The organism is Hamadaea sp. NPDC051192 (assembly GCF_040682475.1).
GTDB classification, from domain to species: Bacteria; Actinomycetota; Actinomycetes; order Mycobacteriales; family Micromonosporaceae; genus Hamadaea; species Hamadaea flava.
In genome coordinates this window covers 95,439-118,496 of record NZ_JBFBAZ010000011.1, presented here as the reverse complement: position 1 = coordinate 118,496, position 23,058 = coordinate 95,439, and the positions used below count along the sequence as shown (strand labels likewise).

Here is a 23,058-nt window from a genome sequence, read left to right as displayed (position 1 = left end):
GGCGCGGGCTGCGCCGGGCGCGGGCTGCGCGGGCCGCGTCGGGGGATACGACAAGATCAGGGTCATTTCCATGTCGCTATGGCAACGTGGAAATGACCCTGATCTTCGTGGAGCACGCTGTTTACGGCTGGAAAGCCGGTTACTTCGCCGGGGCGGCGGGCCGCTCGTCGTCGTCGAAGCTGTGGGAGTCCCGGTCCGCCTCGACGATCTCGTAGAGCGCCGTCTGGACTCGCTCCACGTGCGGGATGTCGGAGAGGACCGACTGACCGCGCTCGCCGGCCGACTCGATGGTGAGGGTGCCACAGCCGAGCAGCCGCTCGATGAAGGTCTGCCCCATGGAGTGGTCGTTGATCCGGTTGACCGGGATGTCGCGCCGGTTGCGCGAGAAGACGCCGGTCTGGAGCAGCACGCGCTCGTTGGTGAAGACGTAGTGCGTCGTCTTCCAGACGAGGTACGGCCACAGGGCCAGCCAGACGATGGCGACCAGCGCCAGCGCGCCGACCACGATGAGCCCGACCTGGTTGATGAAGACCCCGGCCAGGATGGTCGCGGCGATGGCGACGACGGTCACGAGGACCGGCCGGATCAGTGCCTTCCAGTGCGGGTGCAAATGCATGACGACGCGCTCGTCTCCGCTGAGCACGTCCTCGGGGAATGCCACGACTAACCTCCTGATGGTGCTGCTCTCGCAGTCGACGCGCTGAGGTTAGTCCCCGCCGTCCAGTCGCGCTATCGGTCGGTTCGCGGCATTGCCTGGGCATCCGTCCGAAGATGGACGATGTCGCCGGCCGCGATCGCCCGCCCGTCGACGACCAATCGGCCTTCGTTGTCCACAGTGGTGGCCCGGCCCCGGAACTCCGCGCCGCCGGGCAGGATCGCGCGTACGTCGAGGCCGATGGTCGCGCAGACGCCCAGGTAGGCGGAACGCAGCCCGGATTCCTCGGGGTCGCCGCCGACCGCCCGCCAGTCGGCGTACGCCGAAGCCAGCCGGTCGAGCAGTGCGGTCAGCAGCGCGTTGTTATCCACGTCGGACGCACCGGCGAGCGCCAGCGACGTGGGCGGCAGACCGGACGGCGGCGGGGGCGGCAACTGCTCCTTGGTCAGCCGGGTGTTGAGCCCGATGCCGAGTGCGACGGCTCCCGTGCCGGTGGCCTCGGCCAGGATGCCGGCGCACTTCTTCCCCTGGACGAGGAGGTCGTTGGGCCATTTGAGGGCGGCGTCCACCCCGGCGACGTCGCGTACGCCGTGGGCCAAGGTCACGCCCGCGAGCAGCGGCAGCCAGCCGAGCCGAGCCGGTGGAACGTCCGGGCGCAGGAGAACACTGAACCAGAGCCCGCCGCCGGGCGGCGACTGCCACGTACGCCCCAGCCGGCCACGGCCGGCGGTCTGCGTACCGGCCGACACGACAAGTCCTTCCGGTTCGCCGGCCAGAGCCGCCGTCAGGACGTCGGCGTTGGTCGACCCGGTTTCCTGCACCTCGCGTACGCGGAAGTTCACCTGATCAGGGTCTCAGACGAATGGTTGATCAGGTTATCCACAGGCGCCTCGGAGGTGTCTTGCGGTGATGTCCCACGTTTCCGTAGCGTCGTCGGCGCACCGGAGTCCTGGGGAGGCGCTACCGGTGCACACGGGGAGGTTTCGCGAGTGGGCAATCCACTGGTGGCCCAGACTCAGTCGTCCACGACGTGGTACACGGGTCTGGGCCTGGTCGAGGATGTCGCCCAGGTCTCCGAGGGCATCAAGAACGACAGTTGGGTCGACGGCACGCTCGGCACGGTCGGCGGCGCGCTCGATCTGGTCGGGCTGGCCCTGGATCCGCTCGGGTCCCTCGTGGCCTGGGGCGTCTCGTGGCTGATGGAGCACGTCAAGCCGCTCAAGGAGGCGCTCGACTGGCTGGCCGGCAATCCGGACGAGATCGCGGCGCACGCGCAGACCTGGGAGAACGTGTCCAAGTACACGTTGGACGCCCAGAAGTACTACGCGGACGCGATCAAGGTGGAGACCGCGTCGTGGATCGGCCCGTCGGGGGACGCGTACCGCCAGCACGCGGGCACGCAGCTGACCGTCCTGGAGGGCATCAGCAAGGCGACCCACGGCATTCACTACGCGGTGATGGGCGCGGGCCTGATCGTCGGCCTGGTCCGGGGCATCGTCCGGGACCTGATCGCCCAGTTCGTCGGGACGCTGGCCGCCCGGCTGCCGCAGTGGCTGGCTGAGGCGGGCCTGACGCTGGGCCTGGCCACACCGGTCGTCATCGGCCAGGTGGTGTCGCTGGTGACGACCTGGGTCAACAAGATCCAGAAGTTCGTCCGGGCGCTGCTGTCGAGCCTCAAGAAGCTCATCCCGATGGTCAAGAAGCTCGGCGACCTGCTCGAGCAGCTGAAGGGCATTCTGCGCAAGCTCACCGGGAAGGCCGACGATCTGCCCGGCGGCAATCGGCCCGCGCGACTGGCCAACGAGGACTTCGACCCCGCCACCTGGGAGCCGACCGTCCAGCACCGGCCCGGCGCGACGGCGATCGGCAACGATCCCAACACGTTGAAGGCGTACTCCTATATCAAGACCGAGGACGGCGTGCATCAGGTCGTGATCCACGGCCGCCCGTCGGGCTTCCCGCACGACATGTCCCCGGCCGAGGTCGCCGCGATCATCAAGGCCAATCCGGACTACGTCCCCGGCACCCCCGTACGCCTCGTGACCTGCTACGGGGGCAACATGAACATGGCGGTGGCACGCGAGTTGAAGGCCACCGTGCACGGCTACAATCAGACGCTCATCGTCAACCCCGACGGCAGTTTCGTCTCGGGCGGTCAATGGCAGACCTTCGACTGGGAGCAGGACGGGTGGATGCTCGACTGAAGTTCTTCGGCTTCTTCGCAGACCTGGGTTACGTCGCCGGAACCGGCGTCGCGGCCGCGGATCTGCTCGCCGAGTCGCGAGTGTCCCCTGACAAGTCGCGTGTGGTGGCGTACCTCCAGGGCGGCGAGCCGCTCACGATCGTGCCGGGGTTCCAGCGCGATCCGGGCGGTGACCTGGAACTGCCCGGCGGGGCCAGCGTCTACACCGACGGCGTGTGGGCCTGGCCGCACCTTACGGCGTACCTGGTCGAGCGCTACGACCTGGCGGTGCCCGACGAGTTCGTGGCGCACATGCGCGCCCGTGATTTCGAGCCCGCCTCGCCCGACCGGGAGCAGCTGAGCCGGCTGTTCCACGAACACGAGGGGATGCTGTCGCCCCGGCCGGAGCCGCCGCTGCCGGACGGAGCCGTCCGCGTATCCGTCCTGCTGGTCAAGGAGGTCCAGGGCGCGGGCGAGGAGATGGTCGCGACCGTCGCCGCCGACGTGCTCGCCGGAGCACTGCCCGTGGGCGCCCGCGTCACCGTGCCCGGCTCGCCGGAGCCGCTGGCCGTCGACGGCATCCGGGTCAAGGACGGGCCGGCCGAGGCGCTCGCCGCCGGGCAGAAGGGCCTGGTGCAGCTGCGGGGCGCCGCCGCGATCGCCCTCCACGGCGGAGTCGTCCTCACCGGCTGACCGCTTTCCCGGGTGTGAGCGCGTCGATGGCCCGCATCACAGCGACCAGCGGCCGAACGATCGTTAGGATCTCGGCATGACCGAGGCTCCGGATCCGCACACCACCGCCGGCAAGCTGGCCGAGCTGACCGCGCGTATCGACGAGGCGGTGCACGCCGGGTCGGCCCGCGCGGTGGAGAAACAGCATTCGCGCGGCAAGAAGACGGCGCGGGAGCGGATCGCCATGCTCCTCGACGAGGGTTCCTTCGTCGAGCTGGACGAACTGGCCCGGCATCGGTCGACGAGCTTCGGGCTGGAGAAGACCCGGCCCTACGGCGACGGCGTGGTGACCGGTTACGGCACCGTGGACGGTCGCCAGGTCTGTGTGTTCGCCCAGGACTTCACGGTCTTCGGTGGCTCGCTCGGCGAGGTCTTCGGCGAGAAGATCGTCAAGGTCATGGATCTGGCGATGAAGATCGGCTGCCCGGTGGTCGGGATCAACGACTCCGGCGGCGCGCGGATCCAGGAAGGCGTCGTCTCGCTGGGGCTCTACGGCGAGATCTTCTTCCGCAACGTCCGGGCGTCCGGCGTGATCCCGCAGATCTCCCTGGTCATGGGCCCGTGCGCCGGCGGGGCGGTCTACTCCCCCGCCGTCACCGACTTCACCGTGATGGTCGACCAGACCTCCCACATGTTCATCACCGGCCCGGACGTCATCAAGACGGTGACCGGTGAGGACGTCGGCTTCGAGGAGCTGGGCGGCGCGCGTACGCACAACACCAAGTCGGGCAACGCGCACTATCTGGCGGCCGACGAGGACGACGCGATCGAGTACGTCAAGGCGCTGCTGGCGTACCTGCCGGCCAACAACATGGACGAGCCGCCGTCGGTGCCGGCCGAGCCGTCGCTGGAGGTGAGCCCGGACGACGAGGCGCTGGACGTCCTCATCCCCGACTCGGCCAACCAGCCCTACGACATGCACAAGGTCATCGAGACGATCCTCGACGACGGCGAGTTCCTCGAAGTCCAGCCGTTGTACGCGCAGAACATCGTGGTCGGCTTCGGCCGGGTCGAGGGCCGGCCGGTCGGCGTGGTCGCCAACCAGCCCATGCACTTCGCGGGCTGCCTCGACATCGCCGCGAGCGAGAAGGCCGCCCGGTTCGTGCGTACCTGCGACGCCTTCAACATCCCCGTGCTCACCTTCGTCGACGTCCCCGGCTTCCTGCCCGGCACCGGCCAGGAGTGGGAGGGGATCATCCGGCGCGGCGCCAAGCTGATCTACGCGTACGCGGAGGCGACGGTGCCGAAGATCACCGTGATCACGCGCAAGGCGTACGGCGGCGCGTACGACGTCATGGGGTCCAAGCACCTCGGCGCGGACTTGAACTTCGCCTGGCCGACCGCGCAGATCGCGGTGATGGGCGCCCAGGGCGCGGTCAACATCCTCTACCGGCAGGAGCTGGCGCAGGCCGCCGATCCGGTGACCGAACGCGCCAAGCTGATCGCGGAGTATGAAGACGCCCTGGCCAATCCGTACGTCGCCGCCGAGCGCGGTTACGTCGACGCCGTCATCCAGCCGTCCTCGACCCGGGCGCACATCACCCGGGGGCTGCGCACGTTGCGGACCAAGCGGGAGACGTTGCCGCCGAAGAAGCACGGCAACATCCCGCTCTGACGGCCACGATCGGGTAACAGTTCGCAGCGCGCCGGGCGATCGGTCAGAGCCGGTCGACCTGGGCGAGCGCGATTCGGCGTACCTCGGACTCGGTGAGCTGCGTGCCGGTCACGGTGGCGACGGTGGATCCCCGGCGGACCACCGCCGTCCACCACTCCTTGGCCGGTTCCGCGCCTTTGACGTGGTCGCTGCGCACCATCAGGGAATCGTCGCCGGCGAACCCCTCCGCCTCGATCGTGTGGCTCGCCAGGACTTCGCCGTCGTCGTATCGCGGGCAGGCCGCGATCACCTCGCGTACGTCGGTCATGGCCTGATCGGCCCAGCTGTCCGCGTACCCCTCCAGGATCAATCGCAGCTCGCGGCCGTGCCCCTGGCTGAAGGCCGCGGCGCGGGCCGAGGCCCGGTGGCGTTGCGCGGGATAGTCGGCGGCGGCGTAGACCGGGCACCCGCTCACCGCGAAAGACCAGCCCAATTCAGCTGGTACGCCGACCGGCCGCCAACCGGCGCCGGGAATGTCGCCTCGAGTGAGCAGATCCGCCGCGTGAGTGGAGCCGGCACTGACGGCCGGCGCGGCCGTCCCCGTCGTACGCGGTTGGCATCCCGCGGTCGCGGCGAGCACGAGAACGGCGATGACCAGGGTGCGTGATGCCACGGTAGGGGTAACGCGCCCAGCCGGGTACGGGCAACGCACGAACCCCGGCGATCACCTTTATCCCCAAGTTATCCACAAGTAGCGGATCGGGTAGCACGTCGTTGCCTTGGCAAAGTACTCTCAGCATCGATCGCTCGAACATTGGGGAGGGTCTGGCGATGCTTGACGCGGGCGGCGGCGGCGGTGGCGGCACCAGCTGGTACGACAAGGACACGCCCACCATGTGGGCGTATATCAGCGAAATCAACACCGAGCCGATGTGGAAGCAGGCCGGCGGCTGGCAGAAGGCCATCGACCTGGCATCCACCAATTTGTACCGATTGAAGGACTTCCGGGAGCAGCTCGTCACGGCGTGGCCGCCGGACAAGAGCACGGCTTCCAAGGCTTACGTCGACAAGCTCGACGAGCTCATCAAGAGCGTGCAGGACGTCTACGACGGCGCGGTCACCAACAAGACCAGCGCGACCAACCTGGCCTCCGCGATCGGCGAGGCGCAGTACAAGGTCAAGCCGTTGTACGACCAGTGGCTCGAGAACCTCGGCAAGCAGTCGACCTACGACCAGAATCTCTCGGCGAAGAAGACCGAGCTGGCCGACAAGTACGGCGCGAACAGCCGGTCCTACTCGACCTCGCTCGGCTCGTGGATGCGGTCGAACCCGGACCCGAGTGTGGCGGCCAAGCAGGACGCGCTCGACAACCAGGCCCGGACGGCGATGTCGAACCTGAGCACCGATCTGGTGGTCAGCAAGGGCAACATGGTCGAGCCGCAGCCCTACACGCCGCCGAAGCTCGCCGGCAAGCCCCGTGACGACAGCGGCGGCGACAGCGGCAGCACCGGCTCGACCGGGTCCACCGGATCGTCGAGTTCCTACAGTGGGAGCTCGAGTTCGGTCCCGCCGGTGGTTCCGATGCCGGCCTACATTCCGCCGTCACAGCCGTCGCTGACGGGTAGCACCTACGTGCCCAACCCGACGATGCCGACGCCGATGCCGACCGTGCCGACGCTGCCGGGGACACCGCCGACCGGCCCGATCGGCCTGACGCCCCCGGTTCCGCCAGTCGGTCCGCAGGGCGTCATCAAGCCGAACCTGCCGCCGGGTCCGACCGGGCCCACGGTTCGTCCCGGCCCGCTCGGTCCCAACAACATCCTCGGCGGCAAGAACCCGTTGGCCGGTCCGCCCGGTGGACGTCCGCTCGTCGGCCCGCAGGGCATCATCGGCCAGCAGGGCGGCCGCCCCACGACCGGCGGCATGCCCGGTCGCGGCGGCGTCAACCCGGCCGGCGGCGTGGTCGGCGGTCGCGGCGCGGGCGGAGTCGGCGGCCCTGGCGCGGCCGGTGGCCGCGGCGGAACCGGTGGCACGGGTGTCGCCGGCGGCCGAGGCGCGGGCATGGTCGGCGCCGGAGCTGGTGGCCGTGGCAAGCGGGGCGACGACGAGCACGGCAACGAGTGGGATCCGGACAATCCGTGGGAGGTCGCGGAGGGCGTCGCGCCCGTCGTCGACGCACCCGGTGACTTCGGCCCCATCGACCCCGGTCCCGCGATCGGCGGCCGGTGGTGAGGTTGCTTCGCCGGTCGGCGCTGGCGGCGCTGGCGGCTTCGGCCGTCCTCGCGTCCGCCACGCCGGCCGCGGCGCACGGCGATGCCATCCGCGCCAAGCAATGGCACCTCGGCTACTTGAAGATCGCTCAGGCTCACCAGATCGCGCAGGGTCAGGGAATCACGGTCGCCGTGATCGACACGGGAGTGGCCGATCACCCGGACCTGACCGGCAACGTTCTCACCGGCGTCGACGTGATCAAGGGCGGCACCGGCAACGGCCGCGCTGACGACGACGGGCACGGCACCGGCATGGCCGGGATCATCGCCGCGCACGGTCACGGCACCAACAACCGTGACGGCGCGCTGGGCATCGCCCCGAAGGCGAAGATCCTGCCGATCCGGATGAGCGTCGGCAAGGGCTCGACCGGAGTCGAGGGCGGCGACAAGCCGGTCGCCGAGGGCATCCGCTGGGCGATCCAGCACGGCGCGAAGATCATCAACATCTCGCAGTCCGTGGGCGATCTCGAAACCCTGCGGGCGGTCAACGAGGCGCAGGCGGCCGGGGTGCTGATCTTCGCCGCGGCCGGCAACACCGACGCGCACGACACCGGCGTCCAGGTGCCCGCCCGGTATCCCTGGGCGGTCGCCGTCGCCGGTCTGGACCAGCAGGGCAACCACCTTTCGACGTCGGTCACCGGCGACGAGGTCGAGCTGTCCGCACCGGCGAAGAACATCTACAGCGACAACCGGGGCGGCATCTGGCGCTTCGGTACCGGGACGAGCGACGCGACCGCCATCGTGTCGGGCGTGGCGGCCCTGGTCTGGTCGAAGTTCCCCCAGCTGACCGCAGCCGAGGTGCTGCACCGGCTGGAGGCCACGGCGACCGACAAGGGCACGCCGGGCCGCGACCCGGAATACGGCTTCGGCGCGATCGATCCGATCAAGGCGCTGACCGCCGACGTCGCCCCGGTGGCGAGTCCGACCAAATCGGCGACCCCGTTGCCGACGTACAGCCCTCGATCGCCCGAGGCCGAGGTTCCGACGTCGACCAGCAACACCGGCCTGATCGTGGGGCTGGCGGCCGGCGGTCTCGTCCTGTTGGCGATCATCGCGCTGGTGCTGTTCCTGGCCCTGCGCCCACGGCGGTCGACCGGCCCGCCGGCCGGTCCCCCGCCACCCACGTGGCCGAACGGCCCGCGACCATGACTGCTATTCGAGCGACGGAGGTGTGACCATGACGGATCCGAACGACAAGCTGCTGTACGACCCGAAGCTCTACCACAACCTGCCCCCGGAGGACCGCCCGTCGCAGTTCATCAGCGACTACAAGGACATCCAGATCAACGTCAAGGATCTGGACTCGTTCGCCAAGTCGCTGCAGGCTGAACTGGAGCAGAACTACCTGCCCCACCGCGACCAGGTGGCCACCGAGCTGGCGGCCGGCGACGTGTACACCAACCAGGGCTTCACCGAGTTCATCGACGCCCTGCAACGGCACGCCGAGATCCGCCAGGTGACCCTCAACCGGCTGTTCGACCACGGCACCGGGACGGGCACGCTGTCCGAGGCTGCGACGATCATCAGCTCGAACTACGGTTCGGCGGACGCCTACTCGGCGGCCACGGCGAAGAGCGTCGACAACGTGATGACGCAGGCGCCGACCACGACGCAGGAAACGCCGGTCGACACGAACACGCAGGTCCGGACGGACCCGCAGGTCTACGTTCCCGGCACGGACACCAACGTCACCGTCCCGAAGGACACGACGACGACCACGCAGGGCGGTTCGCAGGACGAGGGCACCGACGTCTCCGGCTGACCGCGTACGCCTTGAAGGGCGCGCTTCCCCTCGGGGAGCGCGCCCTTTCGCTGTGATCGGGATCGCAGTCTCCCGACCGGGCGCGGCCGGGCAGAATGGGGGGCATGACGAGCGCGTACGCCGAACCGCCGGTGATCACCGTGGTCCGCGGCAATCCCACGGCCGAACAGGTCGCGGCGCTCGTCGGTGCCCTGCTGAGCACCCCTGCCACCCCGGCGCCGGAGCCCGTGCAGCAGCGCAGCGCGTGGTGGGCCAGCGGCCTGCCCGGCCGTCCCCGGGGTTGGCGCGAGTCCGGCCTGCCCCGCTGAACGGCGGTCGGCCGGCGGTTAGCCTGAGCCCATGAACCTCGTCCTCGCTTCGGCCAGCCCGGCCCGCCTGACTCTGCTCACCGCCGCCGGAATGGACCCGTATGTCGTGGTCAGCGGCGTGGACGAGGAAGCGGTGGAGGCGACCAGCGCAGAGGCGCTGTGCGCGACGCTGGCCCGGCTGAAGGCCAACGCCGTCGCGGCCCGGATCCGGTCCGGCGAGCTCGGCGACGGGCTGCCCGCCGGGAACACGCTGATTCTCGGCTGCGACTCGCTGCTCGCCTTCGAAGGCGAGATCCTGGGCAAGCCGGACGGTCCCGAGGAGGCGCGTAAGCGCTGGCAGGCGATGCGCGGGCGGAACGGCGTACTGCACACCGGGCACTGTCTGATCGACCTGGAGGGTGACCGCGCGGTCGAACAGGTCGCCTCGACCGTGGTGCATTTCGCCGACATCAGCGACGCGGAGCTGGACGCGTACGTGGACAGCGGCGAGCCGCTCGGGGTGGCCGGAGCGTTCAAGATGGACGGTCTCGGCGGCCCCTTCGTGGAGCGGATCGACGGCGACCCCAGCACGATCATCGGACTGTCCCTGCCGGTGCTGCGGCATCTGCTGGCCCGGCTGGATCTGACGGTCATGTCCCTGTGGAGGCGTTCATGAGTAAGCGATCCCTGTCGGTCGACGCCGAACTGCACCAGTACCTCGTCGCCCACGGAACCCCGCCCGACGATCTGATCGCCGAGCTGATCGAGGAGACGCAGGCCGCGCTCGGCTCGCTCTCCGGTATGCAGATCGCGCCGGAACAGGCGTCGTTCTTCACTCTCCTGGCCCGGCTGCTCGACGTGCGTACCGGGGTCGAGGTCGGCACCTTCACCGGTCTGTCGAGCCTCGCCGTGGCGCGGGGTATGCCGCCGGGCTCCAGCTTGATCTGCTTCGACATCTCCGCCGAGTACACCGCGATCGCCCAGCGCTACTGGGAGCGGGCCGGCGTGGACGACCGGATCGAGCTGCGGCTCGGCCCGGCGCAGGAGGGCCTTAACCGGCTGCCGGCCGAACCGCACCTGGACTGGGCGTTCATCGACGCCGATAAGGAGGGCTACCCGGGCTACTGGGAGGCGCTCGTGCCCCGGATGCGGCCCGGCGGCCTGATCGTGGTCGACAACGTGCTGCGTGGCGGCACGGTCATCGACCCGCCCGCCGAGCAGAACTCGTCGACCGCTGCCATCGTCGCCTTCAACGACATGGTCGCCGCGGACAAGCGGGTCGAGCCGGTCATGCTCCCGGTCGGGGACGGTCTGACCCTCGCCCGCAAGCGCTGACGGCTTCCCTGCCCCGGCTTCCGTCTTCGCTGGATCAGGGTTCCAGGTCGAATCTTGCACCAAGATTCGGCCGAGAACCGTGATCCAGCGGTGAGGGTTAGGCGGGCTGTGGTTCGAGCATGGGCACGGCGGCGGGCTGGATCATCGCCCGGCCCAGCCGCCAGGCCAACGCTCCTGCGGCGATCAGCAAGAGCGGGACGATCAGGAACGCCAGGCGTACGCCGATCAGGTCGGCCGCCGCACCGAGCACGAGCGGGCCCGCGCCGAAGCTGATCCCCATCGAGTAGGAGGCCACCGCCGCCGCTCGGTCCGGCTCGTCGGGCGCGACCTTCAAGGCCAGTGCGATGGCGATCGGATAGTGCATCGCGTTACCCAGTCCGAGCAGCAGCAACCCGGCCACGGCGACGGCTGGCGTCATCGTCGTCCAGAACACGGCGAACCCGGCTGCACTGGTGATCAGCGCGGCGAGGTAGAGCCGTAGCGGCGCGATCCGCAGCGACAGCCGCGCGCCGACGAACCGGCCGAGGAACATCCCGGCGACGATCGCCGAGATCGCCTGGGCGGCCGCCCCCGCGCTCATCCCGTCCCGGTCGCGCAGCAGGTCGGCGGCCCACAACGACAGCCCGGCCTCGATCGATCCGGTGACCGCCATCATGATCCAGGCCAGCTGGTACGCCCGCCCGAGCGGCCGTCGCCGGCGCGGGCCCGGTCCGGCGACCACTTCGCCCGCCGGAAGGCGTACCCGGAAGGCGAAGGCGACCAGCGCGAGCACCCCGATCACCGCGACCAGGGAAAGCAGGCCGGGCCGCCACCCCGCACCCGCGCTGACGGTGAGTCCGATGACGAACGGTGCGATCAGCCCCGCGCCGGTGGCGGCCGCGTTGGCCTCGGTGATCGCGGCCGGAGCGGCCGCGCCGTGCCGTTCGTTGAGCGCGGCCACCACGCCCGTGATCAGCACGATGCCGAAGATCGTGATGATGCCCGCCAGGGGCAGGGTGTATTCGAGTCCGTGCAGCGCGGCGAAGGCCACCACACAGGCGACGACCCCGCCGAGCGAGGCCCAGATGGCGTGCCCGCGGCCGAAGCGGCGCAACAGATAGGGCGCGATCGCGCCGCCGATCATCGACCCGGCGGCCATGGCGGTGCTGTGCAGACCTGCGACCGCGCTCGAGACCTGATTCTCGTCGCGCAGCAGCGGCACGATCGGCCCGAATCCGTAGAGGAAATAGCCCCACGCCCCGAGTTGGGCGTAGATGAGCCAGGTGACACGGTCGCGGAGCAGGTGGGGCACGAATTCACGCTACGCAGCGACGATCCAAACCTCAGTGGGTCGAACGGCCAGGCCGGTTATGACCTTGCCCACCTCAGTGCGGCTCGTCCCGCTTCTCCACCTTCGGGAAGTACGCCGTGTCGTAGATGCTCGGCTGGCTCTCGTCCGCCGTGTCGCCCGGGAACGCGAAACGCGGCCGCTGCACCGTGACGGTGGGCTGGTTGAGCGCCTCCGCGTCGACCGGCGGCCGATGCTGGGCCGGCTGCGGCTGAGCGGGCTGCGGCTGGGCGTGCTGTGGCTGGGAGTGCTGTGGCTGCGCGGGCTGCTGCTGGACGGGTCGCTGCCAAGCCTGCGTTGTCTCGGCCTGCGGTGGTTGCTGGGCCTGCGGCGGTTGCGGGGATTGCTGCTGGGCATACAGCGGCTGGACGTGCTGCGGATGCGCGGGTTGTCCGGGGCGCTGCACCGGGAGCTGCTGCGTCTGGTCGGCCGCCCGCTGCATCGACGGGAGCGTCGGCTGAGCGGCCGGCTGCTGGTACGCCTGGGTCTGCGGATAGCCCGGCTGGGCCTGCGGATACGCCGGGGTCGGCTGAGCGCCCGGCTGGTACGCCTGAGTCTGTGCGTAGCTCTGCTGCGGCGTCTGCTCGTATCCCACCTGCGACGGCAGCTGGACCTGTTGCGCCGCCCACGGCGACGAAGGCGGGGTCGGGCCGCCCGCACCGGCCAGTGCCGGGGAGGAGCCGCCGCCCTGACCGCGCTTGAGCAGCAGCACGACGCCGGCGGCGAGGAAGAGGAGGAAGAGGAGCCCGCCGCCGATGCCCAGCACCGGCATCATCGAACCGCCGGTGTCCTTGGTGTCGGCGACCGGCTCGGCGGCGGCCGTCTCGGTCGGCGCCGCCTCCTCGGACGGGCTCTCGCTCGGGCTCGCCGACGGGCTGGCCGACGGCGACGGCGATGCGATCACCTGCGCGGCCGTCAGCGCGTTCGCGGCGTTCACTACGCCATACCCGTACTGGCTATCCTTGCCTTTCGTGCCCTTGTCGGTCGCGCCCTTCTGCATCGCCTGCAACACCTCGGCGAGCTTCATCTTCGGGTACTTCGCCCAGACGAGCGCCGCGACCCCGACGGTGGCCGCGCTGGCCAGCGCCGTCGACGCCGGCGTGACGTACTTGCCCGCCACCTTGTCGACGGTGATCATCCCGCTGCCCGGGGCGGCGAAGTCCACCTTGGCGCCGGCGACGTAGAGCGGATCGAACTTGCCGCTCTTGTCGACCCCGGTGACCGCCACGACGCCGGGCCAGGACGCGGGCGGCATGATCTGCTTGTCGTACGTCGTGTTCCCGGTCGCCGCGACCACCATCACCCCGGCCGCGACGGCCTTCGCCACCGCGTCCATCGTGGCCTGATCGCCCTGGTACGCCGGAAGGTGGATGATCTTCGCGCCCTTCTTCCGGGCGTACGCGATGGCCTTGGCCACGGTGTCGTCGGTCGGCCAGTGCGAACGGTCCACGGCGACCCGCAACGGCAGGATGCGCGCGCTCGGCGAGATCCCGAGGAGGCCGAGACCGGTGCCGTGGCCCCGGCCGGAGATGATCCCGGCGATGAGGGTGCCGTGGCCGTCGGTGTCGACCTGACCGTTGCCGCCCGCCGCCGTGGTGTAGTCCATCCCCGCCAGCACCCGGTCCTTCAAGTCCTCATGGACGAAGACGCCGGTGTCGATGACCGCGACGGTGACCCCGCGCCCCTGGGTGATCTTGTGTGCGGTGGCCACTTTGAGGGTGCTCAGCCACCACTGCGCCGACCGCGTCGCGTCGGCGGCGCCGGCCGGTGCCGCGGGCAGCACCAAGGCGGCCACGATCGCCGTGACCAGCACAGTTTTGGCATGCCACCGCATCATGACCCTCCCCGGAGCGGCCCTGTCGAGCCCGTCGTCGGTGGACGCAGAAGCGCCGCAGGGCAGATTACCCCGCGGCGCAAAACGTGGTATCGCTCGCGGCCTCACCAAATCGTCACCACCAGATCAGGGATGTGCCTGGAATCTTGGGCAAAGATCGCCGTCATATCCCTGATCTGGTGGTTGAGTCGCCTCGCCAGCGACGATTCGGACTAACGGACAGACTTCGCGAACTCTCGGGCAGCCCAGACCACGGCGAGCACGGTCAGCAGGCCGACGATGGTCAGGCCCTGCCAGACGTGATCGGTTCCCGGGTGGCCGTTGAACAGGTCGCGTACGCCGTCGACCGCCCACGAGAACGGGTTCCACTTGGCGACGTTCTTCAGCCACTGCGGCGCGAACGCCAACGGCAGCAGGATGCCGGCGGTCAGCAGGATCGGCTGGCTGACCGTCTGGAGCAGCGGGGCGAGCGCGTCCTCACTGCGTACCTTGAGCGCGACGGCCGCCGAGACGGCTGAGCAGAGCATCGCGATGAGTCCCAGCATCAGGTACGCGACCAGCACGTTCTGCAGCTCGACCGAGAGCCCGAAGGGCAACGCGATCAGGGTGATCATGACGCCCTGGACCAGCAGCGTAACGACGTCGCGCATGGATCGGCCGAGCATCAGCGCGAGCCGGCTGACCGGGGTTACCCGGCTGCGTTCGATGACCCCGGCCCGCATCTCGGCGATGAGGCCGAAGCCGGAGAAGAGCGCACCGAAGATGGCCAGCATGACCAGCAGACCGGGCACGAAGACCTGGTACGCCTCGGCGTTCGTCCGCACGCCCAGCGCCGGCTTGAGCAGCGGCGCGAACAGCAGCAGGTAGAGCAGCGGCTGGAGGACGCCGACGACCACCCAGACCGGGTTGCGCAGCAGGAGCAGGATCTGGCGGCTGAAGACCAGCCACGTGTCGCGGAGGATCTTCATCGTCAGCTCTCCCGGAGGGTTCGGCCGGTCTTGGTGAGGAACACGTCGTCGAGGCTGGGCCGGTGCAGCTCGATCGTCCCGATCGCCACTCCGCCGCTGTCGAGCGCCCGCAGGACCAGCGGAATGGCGCTGCCCGCCTCGTCGACGTAGAGCCGCAGCGCGTCGTCGGTGGTCTCCAGCTTGCGGACGAAGTCGGCGCTGCCGAGCAGCTCCGCGCCCCGGGTGACGTCGGTCAGCCCGATGTTCACCACGTCGCCGGAGATCTCCTGCTTGAGCGCGTCCGGGGTGCCCTCGGCCACGACCTGGCCGTTGTCCATGATCGCGATGCGGTCACAGAGCGCGTCGGCTTCTTCGAGGTAGTGCGTCGTGAGGAAGACCGTCATGCCCTCGTCGCGGAGGCGGCGTACCTCGTCCCACATGTGCGCGCGGCTCTGCGGGTCGAGGCCGGTCGTCGGCTCGTCGAGGAAGACGATCTTCGGCTGATGGATGATGCCGAGCGCGATGTCCACGCGCCGGCGCTGGCCGCCCGAGTAGGTCTTGCACTTGCGGTCGGCGTATTCGGAGAGCTGGAAGGCGTCGAGGACGGCGGCGGCCCGGCGCTTCGCGTCGGCCTTGCTCACCCCGTACATCCGGGCGTGCAGGATGAGTTCCTCACGTCCGCTCGATTCGTCCCACGTGCTGCCGCCCTGGGCCACGTAGCCGATGCGGCGGCGCACCTCGCCGGGATCGCGCCGCAGGTCGGCGCCGGCGATGACCGCCGAGCCGCCGTCGGGCGTGATGAGGGTGGCGAGCATGCGCAGGGTGGTGGTCTTGCCCGCGCCGTTGGGACCGAGGAAGCCGAAGATCTCGCCCGGCGCGACCGCGAGGTCGACTCCCCGGACGGCGTCGACCGTCTTCGTCTCCCGACCCTGGCGCGACCGGAAGGACTTCTTCAGCCCATGGGTCTCGATCATCATGACGCGCACACTATCGCGTTATGACGCGATCGGTCAACTTTGAATAATGCCCAGAACGCGACAGTCGCGTTTCGCGGCGGATCAGGGTTCGCGGTCGAATCTTGGCCCGAGATTCGACCCGGAACGCTGATCCAGCGCCCCGCGACCAGCGCGGAACGGTCAGGCTTCGGCTTCGGCGATCTTGTCGCGGTACGCCTTCCACCCCGCTTCCTCGTCGAGTTCAGGGGTGGTTCCCGGCATGTAGGAGGCCCCGGATTCGATGAGGTCGGCGACCCGTTCGCACCAGGCGACCTCGCCTTCGGCGCGCGCGATCCACAGTTCGAACATCCACTGGACGTGCACCGGCTTGGTGATGTCCGTCCGCCCGGTCGCGATCATGTCGCGTAATCCCTGCGTGGTGACGCTGAGCATGCGGCCGCGATGCCGCAGCGCGGCGACCGCCTCCTTGCGCGGCAACGCGGGGAGGAAGGCGAACGCGGCGGTGAACGGATCGCTGCCGGTCTGAACCTCCCACCACTGCTCACGCAGCATGTTCTCGAAGGCGTCCTTGCCACGCGCGGTGATCTTGTAGGTGGTCCGCTCGGGGCGCGCCCCGACCTGTTCGGTGGTGACCTCTTCGAGCAGCCCTTCCTCGGTCATCTTCTTCAGCGCGTGGTAGATCGATCCCGGCTGGATCTTCGCCCACTTGTCGGCGTTCCAGCTCAGCAGCTCACGGCGTACGTCGTAGCCGTGGACCGGTTCCATCCAGTTGACCAGTCCGAGGATCATGAGCCGCGTCGTCGACATGCCCCAAGCGTAATACTCAAACTTTTCCAACTGATCAGTAGCATCGGTGAGCGATTGCACAGACCACCGAAGTGAACGGCCGTTTAGACTGCGGCGCATGAGGACAGTGCTGATCGCCAACCGGGGCGAGATCGCCGTACGCGTCATCCGCGCCTGCCGGGACGCGGGCCTGCGCAGCGTGGCGGTCTACGCGGACTCCGACCGCGACGCGCTGCACGCCAAGCTCGCCGACGAGGCGTACGCCCTGGGCGGCGAGACGGCGGCCGAGACGTATCTGCGCATCGAGAAGCTGATCGAGGTGGCCGCGAAGGCGGGCGCGGACGCCGTCCACCCCGGCTACGGGTTCCTGTCGGAGAACGCCGACTTCGCCCAGGCCGTCCTCGACGCCGGGCTGATCTGGATCGGCCCGACTCCGCAGGCAATCCGCGACCTGGGCGACAAGGTGACCGCGCGGCACATCGCCCAGCGCGCCGGCGCGCCCCTCGTCCCCGGTACGCCCGAGCCGGTCAAGGACGCGGCCGAGATCATCACCTTCGCCGAGCAGTACGGACTGCCGGTCGCGATCAAGGCGGCCTTCGGCGGGGGCGGACGTGGCTTGAAGGTGGCCCGGACGCTGGAGGAGATCCCGCACCTCTTCGAGTCGGCCACCCGGGAGGCGGTCGCGGCGTTCGGCCGGGGCGAGTGCTTCGTCGAGCGGTACCTCGACCGGCCGCGGCACGTCGAGGCGCAGGTCCTCGCCGACCAGCACGGCACCGTGATCGTCGTGGGCACCCGTGACTGCTCGCTCCAGCGTCGTCACCAGAAGCTGGTCGAGGAGGCGCCGGCTCCGTTCCTCACCGACGAGCAGCGCCGGGCGATCCACGAGTCGGCCAAGGCCATCTGCCGTGAGGCGAACTATCACGGCGCGGGCACCGTCGAGTATCTCGTCGGGCAGGACGGCACCATCTCGTTCCTCGAGGTCAACACCCGTTTGCAGGTCGAGCACCCGGTCAGCGAGGAGACCGCCGGTCTCGACCTCGTCCGCGAGCAGTTCCGCATCGCCGACGGCGAGCCGCTGCGGTTCACCGAGGACCCCCGGCCGCGGGGGCACAGCATCGAGTTCCGGATCAACGGCGAGGACCCGGGACGCGGCTTCCTTCCGGCCCCCGGCACGGTCACCACGCTGCACCTGCCGACTGGGCCGGGCGTACGGGTGGACACCGGGATCGAGGCCGGCAGCGTCATCGGCGGCAACTTCGACTCGCTGCTCGCCAAGGTGATCGTGACCGGCGAAAGCCGGGCCGAGGCGCTGGAGCGGGCGCGTCGCGTACTGGACGAGATGGTGGTCGAGGGCATGGCCACTGTGCTGCCCTTCCACCGGCTCATCGTCCGCGACCCCGCCTTCACCGGCGAGCCGTTCACCGTCCACACGCGCTGGATCGAGACGGAGTGGGCCAACACCGTCGAGCCGTTCACGGCCGTGGCGGGCGTCGAGACCGCCGCGGACGAGCGCACGACCGTGGTGGTCGAGGTCGACGGCAAGCGCCTGGAGGTACGCCTACCGGCCGGACTGGGCTCGGTGGCCCCCGCCTCGGGTGGGGCCAAGGCAGCGCGCAAGCGCGGTGGTGCGAAGCAGGGGCAGTCGGCGGCGGCCGGCGGCGACTCGCTGCTGGCGCCCATGCAGGGCACCATCGTGAAGATCGTCGTGGCCGACGGGGACGAGGTCGCCGAGGGCGATCCCGTCGTCGTGCTCGAGGCCATGAAGATGGAGCAGCCGCTGACCGCGCACAAGGCGGGCAAGATCTCCGGGCTGACCGCGACGGTCGGCGAAGTCGTCCAGGCCGGCACCACCATCTGCACCATCTCCTGACCGGTCCGGGGGTTATCCACAGGGGGTGTCGGCGGGGGTTCCGGCTCGGCTAGCCTGCGGATGTGACGGAACCCATCGCTGTCGATACGGGGCGGCTACGGCTGATCGGCCGCGAGCTGAGCGACCAGACGCGGGCCGTCCTGCTGCCGGTCTGGGACCAGTTGAACCAGCTGGAGATCCCGGACGATCCGAACGCGGCCACGGCCGAGGGTTCCGACGTCGCGGCCGGGATGGCCGCCTGCCTCACGGCCGTCACCGAGGAGGTCCGCCGGGCGGCGGTCGAGCTGCAAGAACTCGGCGATTCGCTGGTGCGCTCGGCGCAGGGCTACGAGGAGTCGGATCGGGAGGCCCATCGGCTGACCCGCGAGATCGTGACCGAACGGGCGGACGTGCCCGTGCCGCACACCGACCCGTCGAGGTGGAAGCTGTGATCATCCCCCGTGAGACGGTGAAACGGCTCTACGGAGTGGGTGCCGACCTCAGTCGGCTGCGGGTCGAGCCGGACTCGATCGATCGGCTGGGCACGCTGGTCACGGCGGCGGCCACGCTCACCACCCGGGTCTCGGTCGCCGAACTCGACGAGGCATACGCGGCGCTGCTGGAGAGCCCGGACAGCGCCGACGAGGCGGACCGGATCGTCGCCGCCACCGAGCGGGAGCTGGCTGGGCTCTGGGCCGGGACGGCCGGGGGCACCGCCGGGGTGGATCTGACGGGAGCTCGCGCTCGGCTGGCCCGGATTCGGGCGGCGGCGCTGGCCACGACGGAGGCGCTCGAACGGCTCGACCGGCAGGTCGCCGAGGTCGACGGGGTCATCCGGCAGGGCGGCAAGCATCTTGTCGACGCGCACAAGCAGCTGCCCGCGGTCGCGGCGGCGGCCGGCCAGTTCGGCGACCAGCTGCAGTTCGAGGCGGTCTTCGAGCAGACCCGGACCTCGGCGGTCACCGGAGCCGGCCTCGTTTACCAGGCGTACCTGCGGTTCGACAAGGTGTGCGCCGAGGCACGGAACACACTGGAGCGGATCGGGCGCGAGGTGGGAAACCCGGACGCGGTGCGCGCCTCTCCCTAGCATGAGGGCATGCGGTTCCTCAGCGGCGCGACGCCCGCGAACGACCTGACCTACAACGACGTCTTCATGGCCCCGAGCCGGTCCGATGTGGGCTCGCGCCTGGAGGTCGACCTGTCCACCAGCGACGGCACCGGCTGCACCATCCCGATCGTGGTGGCGAACATGACCGCGGTGGCCGGTCGGCGCATGGCCGAGACGGTCTCGCGGCGCGGCGGGCTCGTCGTCATCCCGCAGGACATCCCGATCGACGTCGTGACCGAGGTGATCGGCTGGGTCAAGGACCGTCATCTCGTGCACGACACGGCCATCACGCTCGGCCCGTCCGACACCGTCGGCGACGCGATCCACCTGCTCCCGAAGCGAGCGCACGGCGCGGTCGTCGTCGTGGACGCCGAACGCCGCCCGGTCGGTGTGGTCACGGAGACCGACACGATCGGTGTCGACCGGTTCGCTCAGCTGCGCCACGTGATGTCCGTCGACCCCTTGACCGTCGACGTCCGCGCCGATCCGCGTACCGCCTTCGACACGTTGTCGAACGCGCGCCGCAAGCTGGGCCCGGTGGTCGACCACGACGGACGCCTGGTCGGGATCGTGACCCGGCAGGGCGCGTTGCGCGCGACGCTGTACCGGCCCGCGTTGGACGAGAAGGGGCGGTTGCGGATCGCGGCGGCGATCGGCATCAACGGCGACGTGGCGGGCAAGGCCCGCGCGTTGCTCGACGCGGGCGTGGACACCCTGGTGGTGGACACGGCGCACGGCCATCAAGAACGCATGATCAACGCGTTGCGCGCGGTACGCGCGCTCGACCCGGACGTTCCGGTCGTGGCGGGCAACGTCGTGACCGCCGAAGGGGTACGCGACCTGGTGGAAGCCGGCGCGGACATCCTCAAGGTCGGGGTCGGGCCGGGCGCGATGTGCACCACCCGGATGATGACCGGCGTGGGGCGACCGCAGTTCTCGGCCGTGCTCGACTGCGCCGCTGCCGCCCGTGACCTGGGCAAGACCGTCTGGGCCGACGGCGGCGTACGCCATCCGCGCGACGTGGCGCTCGCGCTGGCGGCCGGCGCGGCGAACGTGATGATCGGCTCCTGGTTCGCCGGGACCTACGAGTCGCCGGGCGATCTCTACACCGACGTCGAGGGGCGGCGCTACAAGGAGAGCTTCGGGATGGCCTCGGCCCGTGCGGTCAGCGCCCGGACTGCCGAGGACTCCGCGTTCGACCGCGCCCGCAAGGCGGTCTTCGAGGAGGGCATCTCCACGGCGAAGATGTACCTCGATCCCCAGCGGCCCGGAGTCGAGGATCTGCTGGACGAGATCGTCGCGGGCGTACGCAGTGCCTGCACCTACGCCGGGGCCCGCACGCTCGACGAATTGCACGCCCGCGCGATCGTCGGAGTGCAATCGGCCGCCGGGTACGCCGAGGGAATGCCGTTGCCGACGAGTTGGTAGTCGCGTTGTAGCCAGTGCCGCCTCTATACGACATCGACAACTTCACATCGTGCGGGCGGCGTCCTGCAGGATATGAAGGCAAGGGCATGGTAGCCACCGTGATCGCAACCGGCATGGTCACCCGTAACGACGTCGAGGCGGCGGCTGCGCGTACCCGCAACGTCGTCCGGCACACGCCGCTGACGTTGGTGGAGTCGGGGATCTTCCCGGCCACCGTGATGCTGAAACTGGAGCAGCTGCAGCACGCCGGCGGCTACCCGGTCCGGGGCGTCTTCAACCAGGTCGTCGCCGGGCTGGAACGCCGGGCGTTCGACCCCGACGCCGGGCTGGTGACGGCGTACACCCCGACGGTGGCCGCCGCCGTGGTCCACGTCGCGCGACGGCTCGACCTGCCCGTCACGGTGTTCGCCCCGGCGTCGGCTGACCGCACTCCTGGCGGCTCGGGCAAGCCCTCCCCGGCGGCGAACGCGTCCACCACGATCACAGTGGACGGTACGCTCGCCGACGCTCAGCTGGAGGCGGAGCGGCACGCCGTGGCGACCGGCGCGATGCACTGCCCCGGCCTGACGCCGGAGTGCTGGGCGCAGATGGTGGCCGGGGCGGGCACGGTCGGGCTGGAACTGTGGACCCAGACGCTCGGGCAGCTCGACACCGTCGTGGTCCCCGAGCGCGCCATCGCACTGGCTGCCGGGATCTCCGCCGCCCTCGTCGGCCACGTACGCGTCGTCGAGGCGACGAGCACGCCCGAGCGCTGCGCGGTCGCCCGCCACGATCTCTGGCACGAGCGGCGGATCGCCGTCGACGACGTGGCCGCTTGCGCGTACGCGTTTCTCGTCGACGGCTATCGCCCGGCCGACGGCGAACGGGTGGCGGTGGTGCTGAGCAGTGCCGATACCGCCCCGGCGACGATTCCGGCCCCACTTTCACCACCATTGTCCGCATTGTCCGCATAGGATGGCGCCATGACCCAGGCCGACTCGTATCCCACGATCGACTACGACGCCAACGGCTACGACTACCAGCAGTACTGGGAAGGCCGGGACTACGAGCTGTGGGCGGAGGACCGGGCGCTCCGGCGGCTCGTGCCCCGGCTGGGTGCGTACCGGTGGTTCGTCGACCTCGGCGGCGCGTACGGGCGGAACGCGGGCTACTACCTGCCGCAGGCCGACCGGGCGGTGATCCTCGACTACTCCGCGACCAACCTCACCAACGCGGCTCGCCGCCACCCGGAGGCGGTCACGTCCGGCAGGCTCGGACTCGTCCGCTGCGACCTCAACGCCATCCCGTTCGGCGACCTCGCCTTCGACGGCGCGATGGTGGTACGCGTCCTGCACCATCTGCCCGACGTCGAGCACGCGCTCGGCGAGATGGGCCGCATCATCCGCGGCGCCTGGCTGGTCGACGTGCCGATCAAGCATCACCTGCTCGGGCTGGTCCGGGGCGCGGCGACCGGCCGCCTTCGCCAGATCCGGTCGGCCGAACCGCTGGTGACCGGTGCGACCGACGAGAAGTACTTCAACTTCCAGCTCACCGCCGTCCGGGTGCGGCTGACCGGGCTCGGCTTCCAGACTCGCCTCGGCGCGAGCGCCAACAACTTCCGCCGCTGGGAGAGCCGGGTGCCGGACCAGGTCGCCCGGTACGCCCGCCCGCTCGTCCAAGGCATGGAGGCGGCGACCCAGGGGCTCGGCAAGGGCTGGCTCGGGCCGTCGCAGTTCGTCCTCGCCACCCGGGACCCTGCGTCGGAGTCCCCGTACGCCGACCCCGACGAGCCCTTCACCGCACGCATGAACTGCCCGGACTGCCGGTCCCCGCTCATGTTCGACCCGGAGTCCGCGGCCTGTGTCGGCTGCTCCCGGGCGTTCCCGAAGTCCGGCCCCTTCTGGGACTTCGTCTAACTCTTGGGCACCGGATCTCTTGGGCACCGGATCTCTTGCGCACCGGATCAGGGATGTGCGGGCTTCGAAGCGCTTCGGTAGCCTGCACATCCCTGATCTGCAGGGGACCCG

At 70.0% G+C, this 23,058-nt stretch carries 23 protein-coding genes; 15 read left to right on the top strand and 8 right to left on the bottom strand.

All coding sequences use genetic code 11. From position 1 onward, the window contains the following. Window positions 1–139 precede the first annotated feature (139 nt). The gene (locus tag AB0M47_RS07595) at window positions 140–661 is read right to left on the bottom strand and encodes a PH domain-containing protein (RefSeq protein WP_253757984.1); all 522 of its coding nucleotides are present in this window, start codon (window positions 659–661) and stop codon (window positions 140–142) included. 68 nt (window positions 662–729) lie between these two features. Further along, window positions 730–1,497, bottom strand: coding sequence for a biotin--[acetyl-CoA-carboxylase] ligase (locus tag AB0M47_RS07590; RefSeq protein ID WP_363409985.1), 768 nt, complete (start codon window positions 1,495–1,497; stop codon window positions 730–732). Window positions 1,498–1,644: 147 nt separating this feature from the next. On the opposite strand from AB0M47_RS07590, the gene AB0M47_RS07585 reads away from it, so the two are divergent. From AB0M47_RS07585 to AB0M47_RS07575, 3 genes are all read left to right on the top strand, one after another. Further along, complete coding sequence (locus AB0M47_RS07585) at window positions 1,645–2,859, top strand: hypothetical protein (RefSeq protein WP_253757988.1); 1,215 nt, start codon at window positions 1,645–1,647, stop codon at window positions 2,857–2,859. Beyond that, on the top strand, window positions 2,844–3,530 hold the full coding sequence (locus AB0M47_RS07580) for a hypothetical protein (RefSeq protein ID WP_363409982.1): 687 nt from the start codon (window positions 2,844–2,846) through the stop codon (window positions 3,528–3,530). Before AB0M47_RS07585 ends, AB0M47_RS07580 begins: the two co-directional genes overlap by 16 nt. Window positions 3,531–3,606: 76 nt before the next feature. Beyond that, window positions 3,607–5,184, top strand: a complete 1,578-nt coding sequence (locus tag AB0M47_RS07575) for an acyl-CoA carboxylase subunit beta (RefSeq protein ID WP_363409979.1) — start codon at window positions 3,607–3,609, stop codon at window positions 5,182–5,184. A gap of 43 nt (window positions 5,185–5,227) precedes the next feature. Here AB0M47_RS07575 and AB0M47_RS07570 read toward each other — a convergent pair whose 3' ends face one another. Beyond that, on the bottom strand, window positions 5,228–5,836 hold the full coding sequence (locus AB0M47_RS07570; protein WP_363409975.1) for a hypothetical protein: 609 nt from the start codon (window positions 5,834–5,836) through the stop codon (window positions 5,228–5,230). A 158-nt stretch (window positions 5,837–5,994) separates the two neighbouring features. Between AB0M47_RS07570 and AB0M47_RS07565 the strand changes: the two genes are divergently transcribed. The 6 genes from AB0M47_RS07565 to AB0M47_RS07540 all read left to right on the top strand — a co-directional run bounded on the left by AB0M47_RS07565 (window position 5,995) and on the right by AB0M47_RS07540 (window position 10,817). Beyond that, window positions 5,995–7,395: a hypothetical protein gene (locus AB0M47_RS07565; RefSeq protein WP_363409972.1), complete on the top strand. Its 1,401-nt coding sequence runs from the start codon at window positions 5,995–5,997 to the stop codon at window positions 7,393–7,395. Then, on the top strand, window positions 7,392–8,582 hold the full coding sequence (gene mycP / locus AB0M47_RS07560; RefSeq protein WP_363409969.1) for a type VII secretion-associated serine protease mycosin: 1,191 nt from the start codon (window positions 7,392–7,394) through the stop codon (window positions 8,580–8,582). Before AB0M47_RS07565 ends, mycP begins: the two co-directional genes overlap by 4 nt. Before the next feature lie 28 nt (window positions 8,583–8,610). Beyond that, window positions 8,611–9,195 carry a hypothetical protein gene (locus tag AB0M47_RS07555; RefSeq protein ID WP_363409966.1) on the top strand — a complete coding sequence of 195 codons (585 nt, stop codon included), beginning with the start codon at window positions 8,611–8,613 and terminating at the stop codon, window positions 9,193–9,195. 104 nt (window positions 9,196–9,299) lie between these two features. Then, the gene (locus AB0M47_RS07550; protein WP_363409963.1) at window positions 9,300–9,503 is read left to right on the top strand and encodes an acyl-CoA carboxylase subunit epsilon; all 204 of its coding nucleotides are present in this window, start codon (window positions 9,300–9,302) and stop codon (window positions 9,501–9,503) included. Window positions 9,504–9,534: 31 nt separating this feature from the next. After that, window positions 9,535–10,158 carry a nucleoside triphosphate pyrophosphatase gene (locus tag AB0M47_RS07545; RefSeq protein ID WP_363409960.1) on the top strand — a complete coding sequence of 208 codons (624 nt, stop codon included), beginning with the start codon at window positions 9,535–9,537 and terminating at the stop codon, window positions 10,156–10,158. Continuing rightward, window positions 10,155–10,817, top strand: coding sequence for an O-methyltransferase (locus AB0M47_RS07540; protein WP_363409957.1), 663 nt, complete (start codon window positions 10,155–10,157; stop codon window positions 10,815–10,817). The genes AB0M47_RS07545 and AB0M47_RS07540 overlap by 4 nt, the downstream gene beginning before the upstream one ends. Before the next feature lie 97 nt (window positions 10,818–10,914). Here AB0M47_RS07540 and AB0M47_RS07535 read toward each other — a convergent pair whose 3' ends face one another. The 5 genes from AB0M47_RS07535 to AB0M47_RS07515 form a co-directional block, all read right to left on the bottom strand. Next, window positions 10,915–12,108, bottom strand: coding sequence for an MFS transporter (locus AB0M47_RS07535; protein WP_363409954.1), 1,194 nt, complete (start codon window positions 12,106–12,108; stop codon window positions 10,915–10,917). A 73-nt stretch (window positions 12,109–12,181) separates the two neighbouring features. Then, a complete protein-coding gene (locus AB0M47_RS07530; protein ID WP_363409951.1) occupies window positions 12,182–13,981 on the bottom strand; it encodes a S8 family serine peptidase in 1,800 nt (599 codons plus the stop codon). A gap of 209 nt (window positions 13,982–14,190) precedes the next feature. Next, entirely contained in the window at window positions 14,191–14,946 is a 756-nt protein-coding gene (locus AB0M47_RS07525) for an ABC transporter permease (RefSeq protein ID WP_253758012.1), read from the bottom strand. Between the two features lie 2 nt (window positions 14,947–14,948). Then, a complete protein-coding gene (locus tag AB0M47_RS07520; RefSeq protein WP_363410004.1) occupies window positions 14,949–15,899 on the bottom strand; it encodes an ATP-binding cassette domain-containing protein in 951 nt (316 codons plus the stop codon). 162 nt (window positions 15,900–16,061) lie between these two features. Then, window positions 16,062–16,688 (bottom strand): PadR family transcriptional regulator, encoded by a 627-nt coding sequence (locus tag AB0M47_RS07515; RefSeq protein WP_363409948.1) that lies wholly within the window; start codon window positions 16,686–16,688, stop codon window positions 16,062–16,064. A gap of 97 nt (window positions 16,689–16,785) precedes the next feature. Here AB0M47_RS07515 and AB0M47_RS07510 point away from each other — a divergent pair, with 97 nt between their 5' ends. The 6 genes from AB0M47_RS07510 (at window position 16,786) to AB0M47_RS07485 (ending at window position 22,947) form a co-directional block, all read left to right on the top strand. Further along, complete coding sequence (locus AB0M47_RS07510; RefSeq protein ID WP_363409945.1) at window positions 16,786–18,537, top strand: biotin carboxylase N-terminal domain-containing protein; 1,752 nt, start codon at window positions 16,786–16,788, stop codon at window positions 18,535–18,537. Between the two features lie 62 nt (window positions 18,538–18,599). Next, complete coding sequence (locus AB0M47_RS07505; RefSeq protein ID WP_363409942.1) at window positions 18,600–18,968, top strand: hypothetical protein; 369 nt, start codon at window positions 18,600–18,602, stop codon at window positions 18,966–18,968. Then, the gene (locus AB0M47_RS07500; protein WP_363409939.1) at window positions 18,965–19,603 is read left to right on the top strand and encodes a hypothetical protein; all 639 of its coding nucleotides are present in this window, start codon (window positions 18,965–18,967) and stop codon (window positions 19,601–19,603) included. The genes AB0M47_RS07505 and AB0M47_RS07500 overlap by 4 nt, the downstream gene beginning before the upstream one ends. Before the next feature lie 9 nt (window positions 19,604–19,612). Further along, window positions 19,613–21,052: a GuaB1 family IMP dehydrogenase-related protein gene (locus AB0M47_RS07495; RefSeq protein WP_363409936.1), complete on the top strand. Its 1,440-nt coding sequence runs from the start codon at window positions 19,613–19,615 to the stop codon at window positions 21,050–21,052. Between the two features lie 86 nt (window positions 21,053–21,138). Continuing rightward, on the top strand, window positions 21,139–22,005 hold the full coding sequence (locus tag AB0M47_RS07490) for a pyridoxal-phosphate dependent enzyme (RefSeq protein WP_363409933.1): 867 nt from the start codon (window positions 21,139–21,141) through the stop codon (window positions 22,003–22,005). 9 nt (window positions 22,006–22,014) lie between these two features. Then, window positions 22,015–22,947, top strand: coding sequence for a class I SAM-dependent methyltransferase (locus AB0M47_RS07485; RefSeq protein ID WP_363409930.1), 933 nt, complete (start codon window positions 22,015–22,017; stop codon window positions 22,945–22,947). The last annotated feature ends 111 nt before the right edge of the window (window positions 22,948–23,058 follow it).

Coding starts and splice junctions, on each gene's coding strand:
- AB0M47_RS07575 (WP_363409979.1), top strand. CDS start 3,607: ATGACCGAGGCTCCGGATCCGCACACCACCGCCGGCAAGCTGGCCGAG.
- AB0M47_RS07565 (WP_363409972.1), top strand. CDS start 5,995: ATGCTTGACGCGGGCGGCGGCGGCGGTGGCGGCACCAGCTGGTACGAC.
- AB0M47_RS07555 (WP_363409966.1), top strand. CDS start 8,611: ATGACGGATCCGAACGACAAGCTGCTGTACGACCCGAAGCTCTACCAC.
- AB0M47_RS07550 (WP_363409963.1), top strand. CDS start 9,300: ATGACGAGCGCGTACGCCGAACCGCCGGTGATCACCGTGGTCCGCGGC.
- AB0M47_RS07545 (WP_363409960.1), top strand. CDS start 9,535: ATGAACCTCGTCCTCGCTTCGGCCAGCCCGGCCCGCCTGACTCTGCTC.
- AB0M47_RS07540 (WP_363409957.1), top strand. CDS start 10,155: ATGAGTAAGCGATCCCTGTCGGTCGACGCCGAACTGCACCAGTACCTC.
- AB0M47_RS07530 (WP_363409951.1), bottom strand. CDS start 13,981: ATGATGCGGTGGCATGCCAAAACTGTGCTGGTCACGGCGATCGTGGCC.
- AB0M47_RS07525 (WP_253758012.1), bottom strand. CDS start 14,946: ATGAAGATCCTCCGCGACACGTGGCTGGTCTTCAGCCGCCAGATCCTG.
- AB0M47_RS07520 (WP_363410004.1), bottom strand. CDS start 15,899: ATGATCGAGACCCATGGGCTGAAGAAGTCCTTCCGGTCGCGCCAGGGT.
- AB0M47_RS07515 (WP_363409948.1), bottom strand. CDS start 16,688: ATGTCGACGACGCGGCTCATGATCCTCGGACTGGTCAACTGGATGGAA.
- AB0M47_RS07510 (WP_363409945.1), top strand. CDS start 16,786: ATGAGGACAGTGCTGATCGCCAACCGGGGCGAGATCGCCGTACGCGTC.
- AB0M47_RS07495 (WP_363409936.1), top strand. CDS start 19,613: ATGCGGTTCCTCAGCGGCGCGACGCCCGCGAACGACCTGACCTACAAC.
- AB0M47_RS07490 (WP_363409933.1), top strand. CDS start 21,139: ATGGTAGCCACCGTGATCGCAACCGGCATGGTCACCCGTAACGACGTC.
- AB0M47_RS07485 (WP_363409930.1), top strand. CDS start 22,015: ATGACCCAGGCCGACTCGTATCCCACGATCGACTACGACGCCAACGGC.